At 70.4% G+C, this 17,429-nt stretch carries 13 protein-coding genes; 7 read left to right on the top strand and 6 right to left on the bottom strand.

What is annotated here, in order from left to right; translation table 11 throughout:
* Positions 1–24 precede the first annotated feature (24 nt).
* The 3 genes from RI138_RS30065 (at position 25) to RI138_RS30075 (ending at position 4,975) form a co-directional block, all read left to right on the top strand.
* Positions 25–1,215, top strand: a complete 1,191-nt coding sequence (locus RI138_RS30065) for a cytochrome P450 (RefSeq protein WP_311122421.1) — start codon at positions 25–27, stop codon at positions 1,213–1,215.
* 85 nt (positions 1,216–1,300) lie between these two features.
* A complete protein-coding gene (locus tag RI138_RS30070) occupies positions 1,301–3,820 on the top strand; it encodes a penicillin acylase family protein (RefSeq protein WP_311122422.1) in 2,520 nt (839 codons plus the stop codon).
* A 102-nt stretch (positions 3,821–3,922) separates the two neighbouring features.
* A complete protein-coding gene (locus RI138_RS30075; protein ID WP_398864391.1) occupies positions 3,923–4,975 on the top strand; it encodes an alpha/beta hydrolase-fold protein in 1,053 nt (350 codons plus the stop codon).
* Between the two features lie 9 nt (positions 4,976–4,984).
* Here the strand turns inward: RI138_RS30075 and RI138_RS30080 are convergent, their stop codons facing one another.
* A complete protein-coding gene (locus RI138_RS30080) occupies positions 4,985–6,028 on the bottom strand; it encodes a BTAD domain-containing putative transcriptional regulator (protein WP_311122424.1) in 1,044 nt (347 codons plus the stop codon).
* 381 nt (positions 6,029–6,409) lie between these two features.
* Here RI138_RS30080 and RI138_RS30085 point away from each other — a divergent pair, with 381 nt between their 5' ends.
* The 3 genes from RI138_RS30085 to RI138_RS30095 all read left to right on the top strand — a co-directional run bounded on the left by RI138_RS30085 (position 6,410) and on the right by RI138_RS30095 (position 9,743).
* Entirely contained in the window at positions 6,410–7,330 is a 921-nt protein-coding gene (locus tag RI138_RS30085; RefSeq protein WP_398864393.1) for an alpha/beta hydrolase-fold protein, read from the top strand.
* A 113-nt stretch (positions 7,331–7,443) separates the two neighbouring features.
* The gene (locus RI138_RS30090; protein WP_311122426.1) at positions 7,444–8,235 is read left to right on the top strand and encodes a serine/threonine protein kinase; all 792 of its coding nucleotides are present in this window, start codon (positions 7,444–7,446) and stop codon (positions 8,233–8,235) included.
* 14 nt (positions 8,236–8,249) lie between these two features.
* Complete coding sequence (locus RI138_RS30095) at positions 8,250–9,743, top strand: serine/threonine-protein kinase (protein ID WP_311123062.1); 1,494 nt, start codon at positions 8,250–8,252, stop codon at positions 9,741–9,743.
* An 84-nt stretch (positions 9,744–9,827) separates the two neighbouring features.
* On the opposite strand, the gene RI138_RS30100 is transcribed toward RI138_RS30095, so the two are convergent.
* The 3 genes from RI138_RS30100 to RI138_RS30110 all read right to left on the bottom strand — a co-directional run bounded on the left by RI138_RS30100 (position 9,828) and on the right by RI138_RS30110 (position 13,450).
* The gene (locus RI138_RS30100; protein ID WP_311122427.1) at positions 9,828–10,898 is read right to left on the bottom strand and encodes an endonuclease/exonuclease/phosphatase family protein; all 1,071 of its coding nucleotides are present in this window, start codon (positions 10,896–10,898) and stop codon (positions 9,828–9,830) included.
* A 264-nt stretch (positions 10,899–11,162) separates the two neighbouring features.
* Entirely contained in the window at positions 11,163–12,164 is a 1,002-nt protein-coding gene (locus RI138_RS30105) for an ATP-grasp domain-containing protein (protein ID WP_311122428.1), read from the bottom strand.
* Positions 12,161–13,450 carry an MFS transporter gene (locus tag RI138_RS30110; RefSeq protein WP_311122429.1) on the bottom strand — a complete coding sequence of 430 codons (1,290 nt, stop codon included), beginning with the start codon at positions 13,448–13,450 and terminating at the stop codon, positions 12,161–12,163. Before RI138_RS30110 ends, RI138_RS30105 begins: the two co-directional genes overlap by 4 nt.
* Positions 13,451–14,606: 1,156 nt before the next feature.
* On the opposite strand from RI138_RS30110, the gene RI138_RS30115 reads away from it, so the two are divergent.
* Positions 14,607–15,320: an AfsR/SARP family transcriptional regulator gene (locus RI138_RS30115; RefSeq protein ID WP_311122430.1), complete on the top strand. Its 714-nt coding sequence runs from the start codon at positions 14,607–14,609 to the stop codon at positions 15,318–15,320.
* A 212-nt stretch (positions 15,321–15,532) separates the two neighbouring features.
* Here RI138_RS30115 and cs1 read toward each other — a convergent pair whose 3' ends face one another.
* Positions 15,533–16,510 (bottom strand): clavaminate synthase Cs1, encoded by a 978-nt coding sequence (cs1, locus tag RI138_RS30120; protein ID WP_311122431.1) that lies wholly within the window; start codon positions 16,508–16,510, stop codon positions 15,533–15,535.
* 2 nt (positions 16,511–16,512) lie between these two features.
* Positions 16,513–17,412: an agmatinase gene (gene speB, locus RI138_RS30125; RefSeq protein ID WP_311123063.1), complete on the bottom strand. Its 900-nt coding sequence runs from the start codon at positions 17,410–17,412 to the stop codon at positions 16,513–16,515.
* Between the last annotated feature and the right edge of the window lie 17 nt (positions 17,413–17,429).

A 17,429-nucleotide genomic window follows, 5' to 3' on the forward strand; every position in this document is an offset into this window, starting at 1 on the left:
CTTCCGTCTTCCGCAGGAGGTACGTTGACCGCCCCGGAACACCCGCACTCCTCCCCTGTACCGCTGCACCGCCTGCCCTTCGGCGAACCCGGGCCGCCCCGCCCGGCCGAGCTGCCGGGCGGCGTTCCCGCCTGGCTGGTCAGCCGGTACGCCGACGTCCGCCAGGTGCTCTGCGACCCGCGCTTCGGCCGGGCCCGGCTCTACGCCCCCGACGCGCCCGCCCTCTCAGGCGTACCCGACCTGGTGAACGACCCCGACCTGATGTTCAACCAGGACGGCCCCGACCACCTGCGGCTGCGCCGGACACTGCGCCGCGCCTTCACCCCGAGGGCCGTCGCCCGCTGGCGGCCCTGGATCGCCGCCATCGTCGACGAACTCCTGGACCGGCTGGCGGAGCAGAGGCAACCGGCCGACCTCGTCGCGGAGTTCACGCTCCCGCTGCCGGTCGCGGTCATCAGCAGGCTGATGGGGCTCGACGCCTCCGCCCGGAGCCGGATGCGGCACTGGAGCGATCACGCCTTCTCCGACGGCACCCACGCCGGTGAACAAGTGGAGAGCGTCCTCAAGGAGTTCGCCGCGTTCGGTGCGGACCTTCTCGCCGAACGCCGCGGGACGCCCGGTGACGACCTGATCAGCAGCATCGTCCGCGCCGCCGACGAGGAAGGGGGCATCCCCGAGGGCCAGTTGACCAGCCTGGTGTGCGGTCTGGTCGTCGGGGGCCATGACAGCACGATGACCATGCTCGGCAACGCGCTGCTCTGCCTCCTGGGTGAACACCCGGATGCCTGGCCTCGCCTGGCCGCCGACGAGGAGGCCGCCGGACGCGCGGCCGACCGCATCGTCCACCTGATCCCGCTGGGCGACGACCGGGGCAGCGCCCGCCACGCCTCGGCCGACGTGGAGGTCGGCGGGGTGCCCATCCCGGCGGGCGCGATCGTCCTGGCCGACTGCGGGATGGCCAACCGCGACCCGGCCGTCTTCCCGCGCACCACCCTCCACGACCTGTTCTCCCCCCTGGAGGCCCCCACCCTTTCCTTCGGCGCGGGCCCCCACTACTGCCTCGGCGCCTGGCTGGCCCGTACGGAGCTCCAGCTCGCCCTGCACCGCCTGGCCGTCCGCTTCCCGGCGCTGCGCCTGGCGGAACCCCCGGACGCGGTCACCTGGCGGACCGGGACGACGTCCCGCAGCCCGCAGCGACTCCGGGTGGAGTGGTAGAGGCGGCTTCACCGGTATTTCATCGCCCCTCCCTAACGTGGCCCCGTTCGGACGAGGCCCCGCACCACACGGGAGGAACGGCTCGATGGCGCGCAGGAGTTGGAGAGCGAGGCTGCCGATCGCGGTCATGGCCGCACTGGCGGTGATGAGCACATCGGCGGCCGCCGGGGCGCCGGGCACCGGTGCACCCGACCATGCACAGGGTCCGGATACGGCGACGATCCGCTACACCGAGTACGGAATCCCGCACATCACCGCCTCCGACTGGGAGGGGCTGGGTACGGGCTACGGATACGCCTCGGCCAAGGACAACGTCTGCACCCTGGCCGACACCTATCTGATGGTGAACGCCCAGAGGTCCCGCTATCTGGGGCCCGACGGGAAGACCAGCCCCGGCGAACGCCAGAACACCACGACCAACCTCAACAGCGACCTGTACTTCCAGCGGATCAAGGACGACCGGGTGGTCGAGCGGCTGCTCGGCAAGCCCGCCCCCGACGGGCCGGAGCCGGAGGTCAAGGAGGCCATCCGCGGCTATGTCCAGGGCTACAACCGGTACCTGTCCGAGACCGGCGTGGACAACATCTCCGACCCGGCCTGCCGCGGGGCGGACTGGGTCCGGCCGATCACGGAACTGGACGTCTACCGGCACGCCCACGCCGAGATCATCATGGGCAGCGCCGACCCCCTGCTGGACGGCCAGGTCAACGCCGCACCTCCGGGAGCATCCGCCGCCGCACCGGCCACGTCCTTGGCCGAGAGGTCGGCCAAGGCTGCCAAGGCCGCGAAGGCAGTGAAGCCCGAGGAGACCGCGCGGAAGATCCGGGACGCGATGGCGCAGAGCCGTCAGCACAGCATGGGCAGCAACGCGCTGGCGGTCGGCTCGCAGGGCGTGTCCGGCGGCACCAGCATGCTCCTGGCCAACCCGCACTTCCCGTGGCAGGGCAAGAACCGGATGTGGCAGAGCCAGCTGACGATCCCGGGGAAGATCAACGTCTCCGGGGCCAGCCTGCTCGGCTTCCCCGCCGTGAACATCGGCCACAACAACGATGTGGCCTGGAGCCACACGGTCGCCACCGTCGCTCCCTTCGGTCTCTTCGACGTGCAGGTCGATCCGCTGAACCCGACCAAGTACCTGGTCGACGGCGCCTGGGAGCAGATGACCTCGCAGCGGGTCGCCGTCGACGTACGGAAACCGGACGGCTCCCTCACCAAGGTCACCCGCACGCTGTGGTCCACCCGCTACGGCCCGATCACCACGTCGATACAGACCATCCCGCTGCCGTGGGTGGTCAGCGCGCACGCGGTACGCGATGTGAACATGCACAACCTGCGGGCGCTGAACACCTGGTTCCGCCTCGACCAGGCCAAGGACGTCCACGACGTGGTGTCGATCCTGGAGGCCACACAAGGGGTTCCCTTCTTCAACACCGTGGCCTCCGACCGCAAGGGCAACGCCCTGTACGCGGACATCCAGGCCACCCCGAACATCACCGACGCACACGCCGAGTCGTGTCTCACCCTGACCGGCCGACTGCTCTTCCACCAGCAGGTCCCGCAGTCGAACGCGCCGCCGATCTCCATCCTCGACGGCAAACGCAGCGCGTGCGACTGGCCCGACGACCCGAACGCGGCCGCGCCCGGGCTGCTGGACCCGAAGGCGCAGCCCCGCCTGATCCGCTCCGACTACGTGGGCAACGCCAACGACAGCCCCTGGCTGGCCAACCCCGAACAACCGCTGACCTTCCCCCGGGTCATGGGCGACTCCGCGGCTCCCCGCTCGCTGCGCACCCAGGAGCTGATCCTCACCGCCCGGCACCGGATCAACGGCACCGACGGCCTGCCGGGCAAGGGCTTCACCCCGCAGACCATGGGGCAGTTGCTGTTCGCCGACAACAGCCGCGCCGCCGACCTGGCCCTCAATGCCACGGTGAAGGCCTGCCAGGACGTTCCTTTCGGCCTCGTGCTGGTGGACGGCAACCTGGTCGACGTCAGAGAGGCGTGCCCGGTCCTGGCCGCCTGGAAGGACCACGCCTACACGAACGACAGCCGGGGATCGTGGCTGTTCGCGAACTACTGGGCCTTCCTGCTCAACGGACAGGGGGTCGAGAAGCTGCCCTGGCGGGTGCCCTTCGACCCCAAGGACCCGGTGCACACACCCAATTCGCTGGACTCCGGAAACTCCCGCGTCCGCGACGCGCTCGCCCGGGCGATTCTCGCCCTGCGCAAGGCGAACATCCCACTGAACGCACCGCTTTCGGACATCCAGAAGGTCACCCGGGGCGCCGAGCAGATCCCGATCCACGGCTCGCTCCACGAACTGGGCGTACTGAACGTGATGACACCCGGCCAGGTCGACGGAAAGTTCGACATCACCTTCGGGTCCAGCTTCATCCAGCAGGTGCGGTTCACCGCCGACGGGCCTCCGGAGGCGTACTCCGTCATGGCCTACTCGCAGTCGGCCGACCCGAGCTCACCGCACTACGCCGACCAGACGAGGCTGTTCTCGGCAGGCCAGTGGGTGACCGGGCGGTTCACCGAGGAACAGATCGCGGCCTCACCGGAACTGAAGGTCGAGGTCCTGGACCTCAGCGTCTCCCGCTAGCGGGCTTCCCACTGACGCGCGCACCGCGCACCGACGAAGTTCACGCAACGACCGAACTCACGATGGGGGCATGCAGTGAAGAGAACATCCAACGGGTGGCGCATGGCGCTGGCCTGGCTGGTCGCCGCCGTCGCCGTGATCACACCGGCCGGGACGGCACAGGCCGCCGACGGCGCCTCGCCGCCACCCATGGCGGACGGCTTCGGCCTGACCCAGGTCGGTACGGCGACCGGCAGTCCCACCAACTTCCACCTCACGGTGACCACGCCCGAGGTCTCGGGCGAACACCCGATCAAGATCATTCTCCCGAAGGGGTACTACGACAACCCCGACCGGCGCTACCCGGTGATGTACTTCCTGCACGGGTCACCCGACAACCCGACCCAGCAGAACTACCCGGCGCTGACCACATCGGACTCCATGATCACCGTGATTCCGAACGGCGGCGCCCGGGGCTGGTACGCCAACTGGCTCAACCAGAAGACGGTGCTCGGGGCCCAGAACTGGATGAACTTCCACCTCAATCAGGTGATTCCGTTCATCGACGCGAACCTGCGGACCGTCGCCACCAAGAAGGGCAGGGCCGTCGCGGGCGTCTCCATGGGCGGGTTCGGCGCCTTCCACTACGCCCAGGTCCGCCCGGACCTGTTCAGCGAGACCGCGTCCCTGTCGGGCGACATCGACTTCTCGGTCAAGTCCATGGACCTCCGGCTGGCCGTCGTCGCCTCCCTCATCGACGCCGAGAGTGTGCGATGCGGCGCGGTGGCGGGCTGCGACCCCAGTAAGAGCCCCTACCGACCCGCGGTGGACAGCGATGCGGCCTTCGGCTCCCCGTACCCGGTGTTCAACGCCGACTGGCGGTGGAACGAGGTCGACCCCTCACAGAACATGAAGAAGCTGGTCAACGCCGACGTCGGGGTCTCCATCTACGTCGGCAACGGCGGCGGCAATCCCCTCGATCTCGAATTCTGGCTCGAAGGCGCGGCCAAGCACGTCAAGAACAGCATGGACGCCCTGGGAATGGACTACTACTACGTCAACTACGGTGACGGCTCAGCCTGGGGCGAGCACTGCAACGGCGGGCACAACGCCGGTTGCTGGGAGCAGGACCTCCGCGACCTGATCCCCAGGCTGGAGAGGTCCTTCGCCTCCTGACCCGGCGGGTCACCCCGCGGCGCCGGTGAGCCCGAGCCCCGCCTCGTCGCCGCGCAGAATCATCTGGTGCGTCCGCCGCAGCATCAGGCTCGGCGGAACACCCAGATCGTCGGCCAGTCGGCGGCGGGCACGGTCGAACACGGTCAGTGCCTCGGCCTGTCTGCCGCTGCGGTACAGCGCGCGCATCAGCATCGCGGCCACCGGCTCGTCCAGGGGATGCGCCGCGGACAGCGCGAACAGCTCGGCGATGGCCTCGGAGTGCCGGCCCAGCCGCAGCTGGCACTCCACCTTCCGCCGTACGAGGGCGATCCTGCGCTCCGTGAGCCGTATCCGCTCCCGTTCGGCGAGGGGCCCGGGCAGCCCCGCCAGAACCTCGCCCCGGAACAGCTTGAGGGCCCGGGAACACAGGCGCACCGTCCGCTCGGCGTCGCCCGCCCGCTCCGCCGCGCCGATGTCGGTGAGCAGCCGCTCCATCCGTACGACGTCGACGTCGACCGCTCCGGAGACCAGCCGGTAGCCGCGTCGGCCGTGCTCGATGACGGAATCCGGGCTGTCCCCGAAGCGCAGTGCCTTGCGTAGCCGGTAGATGTACACGGGCACCACGTTCGCGACCGGTGGCTCCGTGCCCCACACGCCGTCGAGCAGTTCCTGCCGGCTGAGGGTCCGCCCCGAGCACAGTGCCAGCGCCGCCAGGACGGCCTGCTGGCGGAGCGGGCCCAGGCTCAGGGGCAGCCCGTCCTGCGAGGCCAGCAGCGGGCCGAGCACGGAGACCTCCACCACCGGCGGGGCCGGGTGCGCCGAGCGCGTACGGGGGCCGCTCCCCGGAACGACCAGGCCGCGGTCGAAGGCGTGGACGATGGCGGCGGCCCGGTCGCGCAGACCGAGTTTCCCGAGGATCCGCGCGAGCTGCTCGGCCACGGAGTCCTCGGGCAGGTCGAGCGCGGCGGCGATCTCGTCGTCCCGCAGTCCGCAGCCGACCGCGCAGAGGACCCTGCGCTCCAGGTGCCCGAGCGCGGTGTCCGTCGGTCGGTCGGTGATCGCGGTCGTAGGCATCGCTGCTCCCCGGGCTGCGGACTGGTCGGTCTGGCGGGCGCCGTCGACAAGGTAGGGGCGGAGTGCCGGGACGGGCATCCGGAACGATCCGGAGTGACACGCGCACGACGAACCCCGCCGGTGCGGCCGGGACCTGTGCGGTCGTCGGAGAGTGCGGCCAGGGTTCGGAGTGTGCTGCCGGGGGTCGGAGCGTGCGGCCGGTCCCCGGGCTCTACGGGAGGCCGGTGCGCTTGTCCCTCCGTAACCTTCCGGATACTCCGGCCGGCCGACCCGGCGATACCTTCCGAACCGCCCGTCGCTCCCGACCAGGAGGTTGCGTTGACCGCGCATCACCCCACCCGCAGAAGCATCCTCAAGTCCGCCGGCGGAGTCTCGGCCGCCATGGCCCTGGGCGCCGGAGGCGTCCTCGCGGCGGCCTCACCCGCCGCGGCCGTCGGCGACGGCCACGGCCTGCGCATCGTGGACCGCGGCGAGTCGGACCCCCGGATGCGCTACTACCGGTTCGCGACCGACGCGATCGGCTGGGAACCCGCCGTGAACGTCCTGCTGCCCGACGACTACCACCACAGCGGCCGCAGGTACCCGGTGCTCTACCTCCTCCACGGCGGCATGGAGGACTTCATCAGCTTCGACCACAAGCACATCCGCGCCCTGACCGCCGGAAAGCGGCTCATCGTCGTGATGCCCGACGGCGGACGCACGGGCTGGTACTCCAACCCCGTCCACTCCAACGTCGGCCCCCGCGACTGGGAAACGTTCCACATGCACCAGCTGCTCCCGTGGATCGACGCGAACTTCAGGACGTACGCCGAGTACGACGGCCGCGCCGTCTCCGGGTTCTCCATGGGCGGCTTCGGCGCGCTGAAGTACGCGGCCAAGTACTGGGGCCACTTCGCCTCGGTCAGCTCCCACTCCGGCCCGGCCAGCCTCCGCCGCGACCACGGCGCCGTCGTGCACTGGGCGAACGCGACCTCCGCGGCCGTGGACCTGAACGGCGGTTCGATCTACGGCGTGCCGCTGTGGGACGAGCGCAGGGTCACCGACGACAACCCGATCGAGCGCGTCGAGAGCTACCGGAACAAGCGGGTGTTCCTGATCGCCGGAACGAGCCCCAACCCGATCGACTGGTTCCAGACCGTCAACGAGAACCAGGTCCTCGCCGGGCAGCGGGAGTTCAAGGCCCTGCTCGACTCCCGCGGCATCGGGCACGAGTCGTACGAGGACCAGGGCGGCCACTTCGTACGCCACTGGGCCCTCGAACGCGACATCAACGGCGTGATCGCGAGGCTCCGCAAGGCGTGACGAGCGCTTCCCCCCCCGCCCCCGGAAGTGACCGATAACATAGGGTGAACCCCTGGCTCCGACCGGTAGCGTTGGCCGTGCAACAGCGGTCGACGCTCAGAACGGGGGGAGTCGTGAGTGGCATAGTCGTGCATCTGCCGCAGGGGAGCGGGGGGAGTGGGGAGCCGTACGGTGAGGCGGTGACGCTCCGGCTCGGCCCGGGTGAACGCGCGCGCTTCGGGCGCGGATCATCCGGGAGGCCGGTCGAGTTGCGCCTCGCCGACGCGGCGATATCCCGGCTGGCCGGGGAGATCCGGGTGACCGACGACCACTGGCAGCTGAGCAACTACAGCAGGACCCACAGCTACCTGGTGGAGAACCCGGAAGGAGCGGGGGAGTACCTGCGCGTACCGCCGTGCCGGGCCGGTGCGCCCATTCCGTTCGAGTTCTCCCGGGTGGTGCTGCCCACGCGCCGCGACACCACGGTCTCCTTCCAGGTGTTCGCGCCCGACCACGTCTACCTGGACCCGCAGGGCGTGGGCGGCCCCTGGGAGAGCCGCACGGTCATGGCGTATTCGCTGGATGAGACGGCCACCTACTTCCTGGTGCTCGTGGCGCTCTGCGAACCCTGGCTGCGCGACCAGTCACCCGTGGCCGTGCCGACGACCCCGCAGGTGGTGGAGCGGCTCAGGGCCCATGAGGCCTGCGCGAGACTGACGCCCCGAGCGGTGACGTCGCACATCGACTACCTCGCGGAGGAGAAGCTGCGGATCGGCCTGCCTCACGCGGCCGAGACCGGCAAGGGGGACCGCCGGAACGGGAAGCGCGAGGCCGTGGTCGCCATCGCGCTGAGATTCGGCATAGTCCAGGAGGAGCATCTCGCGCTGCTGCCGCCCCGGGCCGAGTCGGCCGCGCGGGGACGGTAGAGGGCGTGGCACCCGTGCAGCGTCGACAGACCTCCTGGGAGAGCGGCCGTACGGAACTGCTGCCCCAGGGCTACCGGGTGGGGGCCTGGGAGATCGGCGAGCCGATCGGAGCCGGGGGCTGGGCCACCGTCTACGCCGGTCGACCGGCCCGCGGCCGCACGGGCTCAGCGGACCGGACACCCCTGGCGCCGGGGCAGGACGGCGGCGGCGCGTCGGCGGGGGGCGAGGTCGCCCTCAAGGTCATGCCGACCGCCGGACTCGCGCCCCGCCAGGCGCGCGGTGTGGCGGAGGCCGCCCGGCGTGAGGTCGGACTCGCCCGCCGGACCGGGCATCCAAGGCTTGTCCGGCTGCTGGACTCCCTCGCCCTCCGAGCACCCGAACACCCCTTCCTGGACGGCGCGATCGTGCTGGTCATGGAGCGGGCCAGCGGCAGTCTGCGGGATCTCCTCGACGGCGGCGTGGCCGAGGCCGAGGGCGCCCGGCTCATCGCCGGAATCTGCGAGGGGCTGGCGCATCTGCACGGGGCCGGCTGGGTGCACATGGACCTCAAGCCCGAGAACGTCCTCATCGGCGTCGACGGCTCGGTCAAGCTCTCGGACTTCGGCCTCGCCACCGAGCTGACCGGAACGCACGGGCACGCGCCCCCGATGGGCACCCTGGACTACCTCCCGCCCGAGCGGTGGCGGGCCCCGCTGGGAGACCTCGGCGTGCAGGTCCGGCCCAGCGCCGACATCTGGGCCCTGGGCATCGTGATCCACGAGGTGTTCGCCTCCGGCGTCTCACCGTTCCCGGGCGCCACACCCGTCGCCCGTGGTGCCGCGGTGCAGGAGTACGCCGAGGGCCGCGTCCCGCTCCGCATGGACGCGGCCGTTCCGGAATTCTGGCGCGCACTGGCCGCCGACTGTCTGGCCCCCACCCACGCCGCCCGCTCCGCACACACCGCCGCGAGCCTGCTCGAACGCATCACCGCCCACGAGGCCGAGCGGGCGGAGCCCGCCCCCCGGAGCCGCGTGAGACGCGTGTGGCACCGGACCCGCGCCGCCGTCCTCGCCGTCACGGTGTGCGGTGCGGCAGGCGCGGCGGTGGGGGCGTACTCCGGACAGGAACGGCCGTCCGAAGCCTCGAAGGCGTCCGGCGAACTCCGTTCGGAAGTACGGGTGTTCAACGCCGAGCGGGGCTGCCAGGACCGCGCGGACCGGGACCCGCAGTGCAGCCTCGGCCTGGCGGTCGACCCCACACGCCCCTACGTCGCCGAGAACGTCGTACCGACCCGGGTGTGGGACGGCGACGTCCTGCGTGCCGAGTGCCGGCTGCCGCAGGGCGAGCCCATCATCGACGAGGCGGGCCTGAAGTCCACCCTCTGGTACCGCGTCCGCGTCCCCCGAGCGGGCGCGCATACGGAGGCGGGGGCGGAAGCGGACGGACAGGCCACGGCGTGGCTGCCCGCCGTCCGGACGAAGGACCGCCCGGCGCTCGCGCGGTGTCCGCGGCCTTCGGCCGCCCGATGAGCCAGAAGCGGACGGCCTGACACCGGCAGGGCACGACCCCGCCGGGGTGCCGGACCAGGACCGCTGTCCGTCCCTCGGCAGCTGTCAGCTGTGGCGACGGCGACTACCGGACACCCGGAAGGTGCTGAGCACGGCCTTGTGATCGGTCGGCCAGGTCCAGCTCGGTTCCCGGAACCTGTCCCGTCCGGTCTCCCGCACACGTTCGTTGCGCACGATCGTGGTGGAGGGCCCCACGATCACGCTGTCCAGAAGACGGAGCCGCCGGTCGGGGTGGTAGAAGACGAAGTCGATCCGGTCCCGCTCGTCCGCCTTCGGGGCCCAGGTGAGCTGCCCGGGCTCCACTCCGGCGTTGTCACTCGGCCAGGTGAAGCCCGGTGAGCGCGCGGGGTCGGGGTGGATCTCGCGGTAGCTGTCGCGGAATCCGGCCTTCTCGATGGCCTTGGTCGTCGACCACTTGACGACGGTGCCGTTGTGGTCGAACAGATTCCGCGTCCGACGGGTCCAGTCCAGGTGCGACGGCTCGTTGAAGTCACCGGCCAGCAGGGTGAGCCTTCCACGGCGCCGTTCCTCGGCGGCGTCCGCCAGGACCGTCTTCGTCACCGCCGTGCGGCCGGAGGCCTCGTTGAGCCGCATGATGAGGCCGACGTCGGTGATCGGGCCGGTCGGTATCTCGTCCCACCCGTACTCGGAGGTCTCCAGGGGAGGCGGCGTGCCACCGCCGTAGCCGCGCGGCAGGTAGTTGACGTAATAGCGGTACTCCAGGTGGCCGGAGTAGGCCGCGATCTCGGTGCCGTCGACCGAGATGACCGCCTTCGACCAGGACGGGAAGGCGCGGTGCTCGATGACCGGGTAGCGGGAGATCACTCCGGGGTCGCCCGGGTTCGCGTTGTCGAAGTAGGTCAGACCCCGGTCGGCGAGGTCCGACAGCAGGGCGGCGACCCGCTCCTCGTTCGATTCGCTGAGCATGACCACATCGGGTTCGACCGCGGCGATGGTGTCGGCGATACCGGCCCGGCCGCCCGCCACCTGGCTGCCGCCCATCCAGATGTTGAACTGGAGGACCTTCAGCTTCCGGTGCGCAGGCCGGTGCCTCCCCGCCATGCCGCTCGGGGTGCCGGCCTCGGCGGTGCCCGCGCCCAGCATCCCCGATCCCACGGCCGCTCCTGCCATCCCGATTAGCGCTCGGCGCTTTATCATCTTCTACCTCAACCTCTGGTCGGTGGCTTCTGCACGGGTACTGTTCGACCCCGGCTGGGACGAAGTGTCGATATGTGTCGAGTCCGAGGGGTGAACCCGGACTGGAATTCGCATGTCGGTCGAACGCTGCATGGTGGCATCCGTCCCTGGCGCTGGACCAGCCCCGCGCCGCCGTCGACGGGCGAGACCGCTCACGAGAGCAGGTCTACGTCCGCGGGCGGATCAGCATCTCTCCCCGTGTGTCCGTTGCCGAGGTACGCCGCCTTCGTCCAGTCGGCGGTTGATGTACTGGACAAGGGCCTGCGCGACCAGCTTCCTGGTCGAAGGGGGCAGGTCCTCATAGGCAGCAGAGACGGTCATCCATTCGTTGAACGTGTAACTGTCCCCACTGATCAGCCAGTCCACGCACAGGTAGTCGGAGTGCAGGCTCCGTGCCAGGCGTTCGCTGAGGTCCGCGATCTCGGCAGGGGGCTCGTAGCCGGATCCGCTGCCGCCTTGGCTGACGTTCGCCAGGTACGTCTGGCCGGCGGGCTCGCGCAGCAGCGCGGCGATCATCCTGCCTTCGTGTACGTAGACACGGACGTCGCCGCTGTCAGGCAGGTAAGGCTGTACCAGGCAGCCCAGCCCGCCGGGTGCCATCAGATCGATCGAGGCTCCGAGGTGCTGGACCGTGTCGGCCTTCAGAACCCCGTAACCCATGGCCATGGAACGCGGCTTGACCACGTAGGGGCCGGGCGGCAGCTGCGTTCGTACGGCGTCGAGAGCTCGTCGGGCGTATCGGCCGAAGGGCACTGAGACGGTCGGCAGGACTGGCGCTCCCAGCGCTGCCGCATGGTGGTACATGGCGAGTTTGTCGAGGCCGAAGGCCTCGGGATCCAGGGTCCCGTCCGTCAGCAGGACGCAGTCGGACGCGCGGACGGTCCGGGTGATGGCCTCGATGTGCCGTGCGATGGCCGGGTCCCAGGTCCAGGAGGTGACCAGGAACCCCGCGTACCGGGCGAGCAGGTCCTCCTCGCCGTGCAGGAGGCGCGGACGGCCGTTCCAGACGGGGACTATGTCGCAGGAGTGGACGACGCGCACGTCGAAGCCCGCGGCTGTCAGCATGTCGAGGCGCTCGGACCCTCCGCGCTTCAGCTGCTCCTGCACATGGGGGTCGTAGTTGTCCGGCGTGGTGATCCACACGAGTCTCGGCCGTGCGGAGGTTCCGGTTGCGGCGTTCTTCACGGTACTTCCTTGTCGACGGGCGGTTCGGGAGCGGGCAGTACGCGCATGCTGCGCAGCGGGGAGAAGAGGAGCCAGAGAGCGGAGAGCGCGGTTCCCGCGGCTCCCGCCCAGACGGCGGAACGCGCGTCGTGGAACTCGGCGACAGCGCCGCCCAGGAGGACGCCCAGCGGCCTTGCGCCCCAGGCGAAGAACCGGACCGTCGCGTTCACACGCCCCAGCAGGTCCGGCGGTACGGACCGCTGGCGGTAGCTGACCTGGGCGACGTTGTAGATGACGAGTCCCGCCGCGAAGGCGAACTGCGCACAGGCCACGAGCGCGAGCCGGGGGCCGGTCCCGGTCAGGCCTGCCAGCAGGGTGCACGGCGCCGCCAGGGTCACGCTCAGGACGACGGCCCGGCCGTCACCGATCCGTTCCACCACCCGCCCTACGACGACTGTCGCAGCCAGGCCGCCCACGCCTCCCGCGGTGAACAGCAGTCCGATCGTGACGGCGGGTACCTCCAGGTCCTGGGCCAGCAGGACGAGCAGCATGCCGTACCCCATGCTCCAGCAGAACGTCATGGTCGTGGAGCAGGCCACCAGGGGGCGCAGCACGGTATGGCCCAGTACGTACCTGATTCCCTGAAGGATCGAACGGTCGAGGCGTTCACGTGGTTCCTTGGCGACCTGCTCCGGTGGGCCCCCTATCCGGGCGACGCAGAGGGCGGATGCGGCGTAGGAGACGCACGACACCACGATCGCCAGCGGTGCCGTGACGGCCTGGACGATCAGGCCGGCCATGCCGGGGCCCGCAGCCGAAGCCGTCTGGTCCACGGCGACGAGGCGGGCGTTGGCCCTGACCAGTCCGTCCCGCCCGACCACGTGCGGCAGGTAGCTCTGATCGGCGACGTCGAAGAAGACAGTGGCCAGGCCCACGACGAACGCGACCGCGCAGAGGTGGGTGACCGCGAGGGCGTCCAGCATCCACAGCGCGGGCACCAGGGCCAGAGCGGCTGCCCGGACGAGGTCGGCCACGATCATGACGGGACGCCTGCGCATCCGGTCCACCCAGACTCCGACCGGCAGTCCGATGAGGAGGAAGGCGACCGTCTGGGAGGCGGAGACCATGCTGACCTGGAACGGGCTGGCCTGCAGAGTCGTCGCGGCCAGGAGTGGCATGGCGAGGCTGAGCACCACGAAGCCGGTCTGGCTCAGGGCCTGGGCGAGCAGGAGTCGGCGAAGGTTTGACTCCCGCTCGCTCCGACTGGCGCTGCCGGTCCTGCCCCCACGGAACTTGCTGATCTGCATGGCACCGCCAGTACTCCCCCCGGCGGACCGGGCCCCGCGGACGGGGACGCTGCTGGACGCCCAGAAGCTATGCGTCATCGGTGGCCCCCGCAATGCTCCGGAGATCGGGCCGAAGTGCACCGGGACGGCTTTGCCGCAGGTCAGCGCCATGAAACGGATGCCGGGCGGGTCTGGGACGGGGTGGTGGAGAGAGTCGGCGGAGAGTCTGGCGAGAGGTCGGCCGACGGGACGGCCCGGAGCGCCGCGTCCCCGCCGGGCCTCCCGACTCGGACGCGCGTTCGGGGCGCCACCGTTCTGCCCGAGCAGCCTTCGAGGCCCGCCGCGCACCCCACCCGCCGCACACACCCCACCTGCCCCTGTGCTCAGAAGGAGTGGCGATCCAACAGACCTTGTACACATGGAGGGGTTCCGCGAACGGTCGAGCCTCAGCGCAGGGGCAGCGGCCGGAGTTGGCCGAAAATGATGTCCTCCGTGGCAGGCCTGGTGGAGGTCGGAGGGCTTGCCGATCGGACGGCGGGACGCGTCGACGGCAGCCGGGGCGGAGGGCCGTCCCGGCGCTCCGCGGGGCGGGGCGCCCTTCCGGAGCACCTCGGCCGTGGGCAGCGCACCGCAGCGGGGCGGAGCGCCCACACCCTTGGGTTCACCGGTGGGCCGGCCTTCCCGGGAGCGAACGAGGGCATGGCTGGAAGCACTTCGTCCGGCGGAGCGGCCATGGCGGAGGCTACGCACTGTGCACTGATCGTCGCCGACGGCGGCACTGTTCGTGGTTGCGGAAGCACGCGAGCGGCAGCACACCGGCTTCAGGAGGAGGCGGCCGGCCCCGGAAGGCACCGTGATGACCAGACCCGTGCGGGTGGGGTCGGCCGAGGGGGTTCGCCCCGGGTCGCATGTCCGGACCGGCTCACGCGCTGTTCGGTTTCCGGTGATCCTGTCGGCAGCCGTCCGGCCCTATAGCAAATCAGCCAATTAACTGGCGCCCACATGCGTCCATTGACACAAAGCTTCCACGTTCCGTCTACTTCTGACGCACGGCTCAACTGCAAGTCCGGGTAGGTCAGTATGAAGGGTCCCCAGAATGAATGCAGATGACAGTCGCGACGCGAACCGGCCAGTTCACATCGCCGTGCTGGGTCCGTTCGAGGTGCACGCAGGCCCGGTGCGCGTGACCGTCCCGGGCCGTCGCCAGCAGGGGATGCTGGCTGCTCTGGCCCTGCAGTCCGGCCGGATCGTTGCCGCAGAGCAGCTGATCAGAGCCGTCTGGTACGACAGTCCGCCGCGTACCGCGACGGGGCAGGTTCAGACCGGCATCTGGATGCTGCGGACGGCACTCGTCACCGCCGGAGCCCCCTCGGAGGTAGTGCAGTCCCATGCTACGGGGTACAGGCTGAATGCCGACCTGTGCTCCGTCGACGTCGCGCTCTACCGGGCCCGTCTCGCCTCGGCCCGCGCGATACACCGGCGCGGCTGGCCCGACGAGGCTGCGCGACTCGTGCGATCGGCCCAGGATCTGTGGCGCGGTCCGGCTCTCGCCGACATCCCTCATCAAGGACTGCGGAGCTGCTCCATGCGTCTTGAGGAAGAGCACGTCGCCGCGGTGCACTACCGGGCTTCACTCGAACTCCAGCTCGGGCGCCACGAAGAGGTCATCCCGGAGCTCTTCGAGCTGGTCGACCACTACCCCTTGCGGGAGAGTCTGCACGCGGACCTCATGCTCGCGCTCTACCGCTCGGGCAGGCAAGCCGACGCCCTGGAAGTTTTCCACAGCGTGCGGCGGACCCTCTCGGAGGAGCTGGGCATCGACCCCGGCCCCGTCCTGCGTACTCTGGCCCAGGCGATCCTGCGACAGGACAGCACCCTCCTCCCCGCGTGACGAGAGGCGAGCCCGTTGCGGGCACAGCGTGTCCCAACCGCGAGTTCGCGAGCCGCCCACTCCCCGGCAGTGCACGGATCGCGCCCCCGCCAGGGCCCAGGTGCCCCTCTCCCCGTCCGCTGAGGACCGGGAGACGGGCCGTGCGCCGCAGGTACTCGACCGGAAGGTGCCCGTAGCGGCCCCTTCCGGCCGGGTAGGCGGCTTCGGCGAAGCTACCGGCGCGGAGTGAAGGTGATCACGTCACCGGCGCGCTCGCCACCAGTGGGGAGCTGGCCGTGGGAGTTCGTACGGATGTACACCCGGTGCAGCCACCGGTCCCTGCCGTCCCAGCGTGGCGTGAAGGGGGTCCGCGCGTGCGTGGTCCGGAAGTTGTCGATGACGAGAACGTCACCGGGGGTGAGGAAGACCCCCTCCGTGACGTCGTCCAGCGACCGGGACAGCTTCTCCACGGCTTCGGCGTCCGAGCCCGGGTGCGGTTTGAGCAGTTCGCGGTCGTATCCGAGCAGCGGATCGGCCAGGGGCCCGTACAGCGGCTTCACCTCCGCGATGGCACCGGGGTCCTCCACCCCGCCCCGGAACGCCACGTCGACCTCGCACGGCTGCTTGTTGTCGTGCAGCCGGCCGACGGTCTCCGGATCGAGGAGCCGGACGGCCTTGCGGATCGAGCCGACGAGCGTCTGCGCCTTGCGCTCGTGGTCGGCCCTGGAGCACGCCAGCATCACATAGTTGGGCTGGAGCGTGTGGTAGGCCATCTCCGTGTGGAACTCCAGGAGGGTCTCGCTGGTCTCCGACGACAGGTGGTGTGCGCCCGGCGACGGGTACACGTCGTGGTAGACCGTCCCCGACCTGAGCTCCGCGTACCCCGTGTGCAGGCCGAGCCGCCGGCCGAGGATCGCGAGGAACGCCTCCATGTTCAGAAGGGCGCGCCCGACGGGGGCGGGTGTGCTCGTGGGCGTCGGCGGTAGCTCCCCGTCCGCCTCGACCGGAAGTCCGCGCAGCAGCAGGTAGCCGTCCTCGTTGCCCACGCGGTTGAACGTGTCCAGCGCGTCGCAGACTGCGTACGGGAGTTCCTGCGCGAGCTTGTGCGCCACGTCGAGGAACCCGTACAGGTCCTGACGCGGTACGGCGGGAAGCTGTGCCGCAAGTGCCAGCAGGTGGTCGCGGTGCTCGGTGACGTCCAGGGTCGCCATTCCTACCTCTCCTCTTCCTTCTCGGCTCGGTGCGCGCGGGCGTACTGGTACAGCAGTTCGGCTCCTACCTCGGTGGCGAGCAGACTGGTGATGCCGGCGTGGTCGTACACGGGCGACACCTCCATGACGTCGCACCCGACCGGATTGAGCTCACCGACCGTCCGCAGCAGTGCGAGCACCTCCCGGCTGGTGGGGCCGCCGGGGGCGGGGGTACCGGTGCCCGGGGCGAACGCGGGATCGAACACGTCGATGTCCACGGAGACGTACACCGGTCGGTCCCCCAGCCGTTCCTTGATGAGGTCGGCGGTGTTCCGCACTCCCAGGTCGGCGAACTCGTCCGAGGTCACGATGCGCACCCCGTGCCCCCGCGCGTAGTCCAGGCTGTCCGGCTTCGGGTTGTGCCCGCGGATGCCGAGCTGGACCATCGCGTCCGCCTGGACCAGCCCTTCCTCGATGGCGTGGCGGAACGGCGTTCCGTGGTGGAACTCCCCGCCGATCATTGCCGGGTTGGTGTCCGAGTGCGCGTCCAAATGCAGAACCGCCACGGGGCCGTACCGGCCGTGCACCGCTCGCAGCGCGGACAGCGTGAGCGAATGGTCGCCGCCGAGCATGAGGAAGGAGGCGTTGTCCGCAAGCAGGGACGACAGGTGGTCCTGCGCCGCCTTGACGGCGAGGTGCTGGTTGAAAGGAGTCAGGTTCATGTCCCCGCCGTCGACTACCTTGATCAGGTCGAAGACGCCGGGGCCGCGGTCGATGCCGGTGCCGTGCACGAGCCCGGACTCGCAGCGGATCTGCTGAGGGCCGAAGCGCGCCCCCGGGCGGTAGCTGGTCCCCCCGTCGTAGGGAGCGCCGATGACCACGACGTCCATCCCTCTGGGGGCAGGATCGTGTGGAAGGCGCATGAACGTGGGGAGCTGCG

Origin of the sequence: Streptomyces durocortorensis, from assembly GCF_031760065.1 — a bacterium.
Lineage (GTDB): Bacteria > Actinomycetota > Actinomycetes > Streptomycetales > Streptomycetaceae > Streptomyces.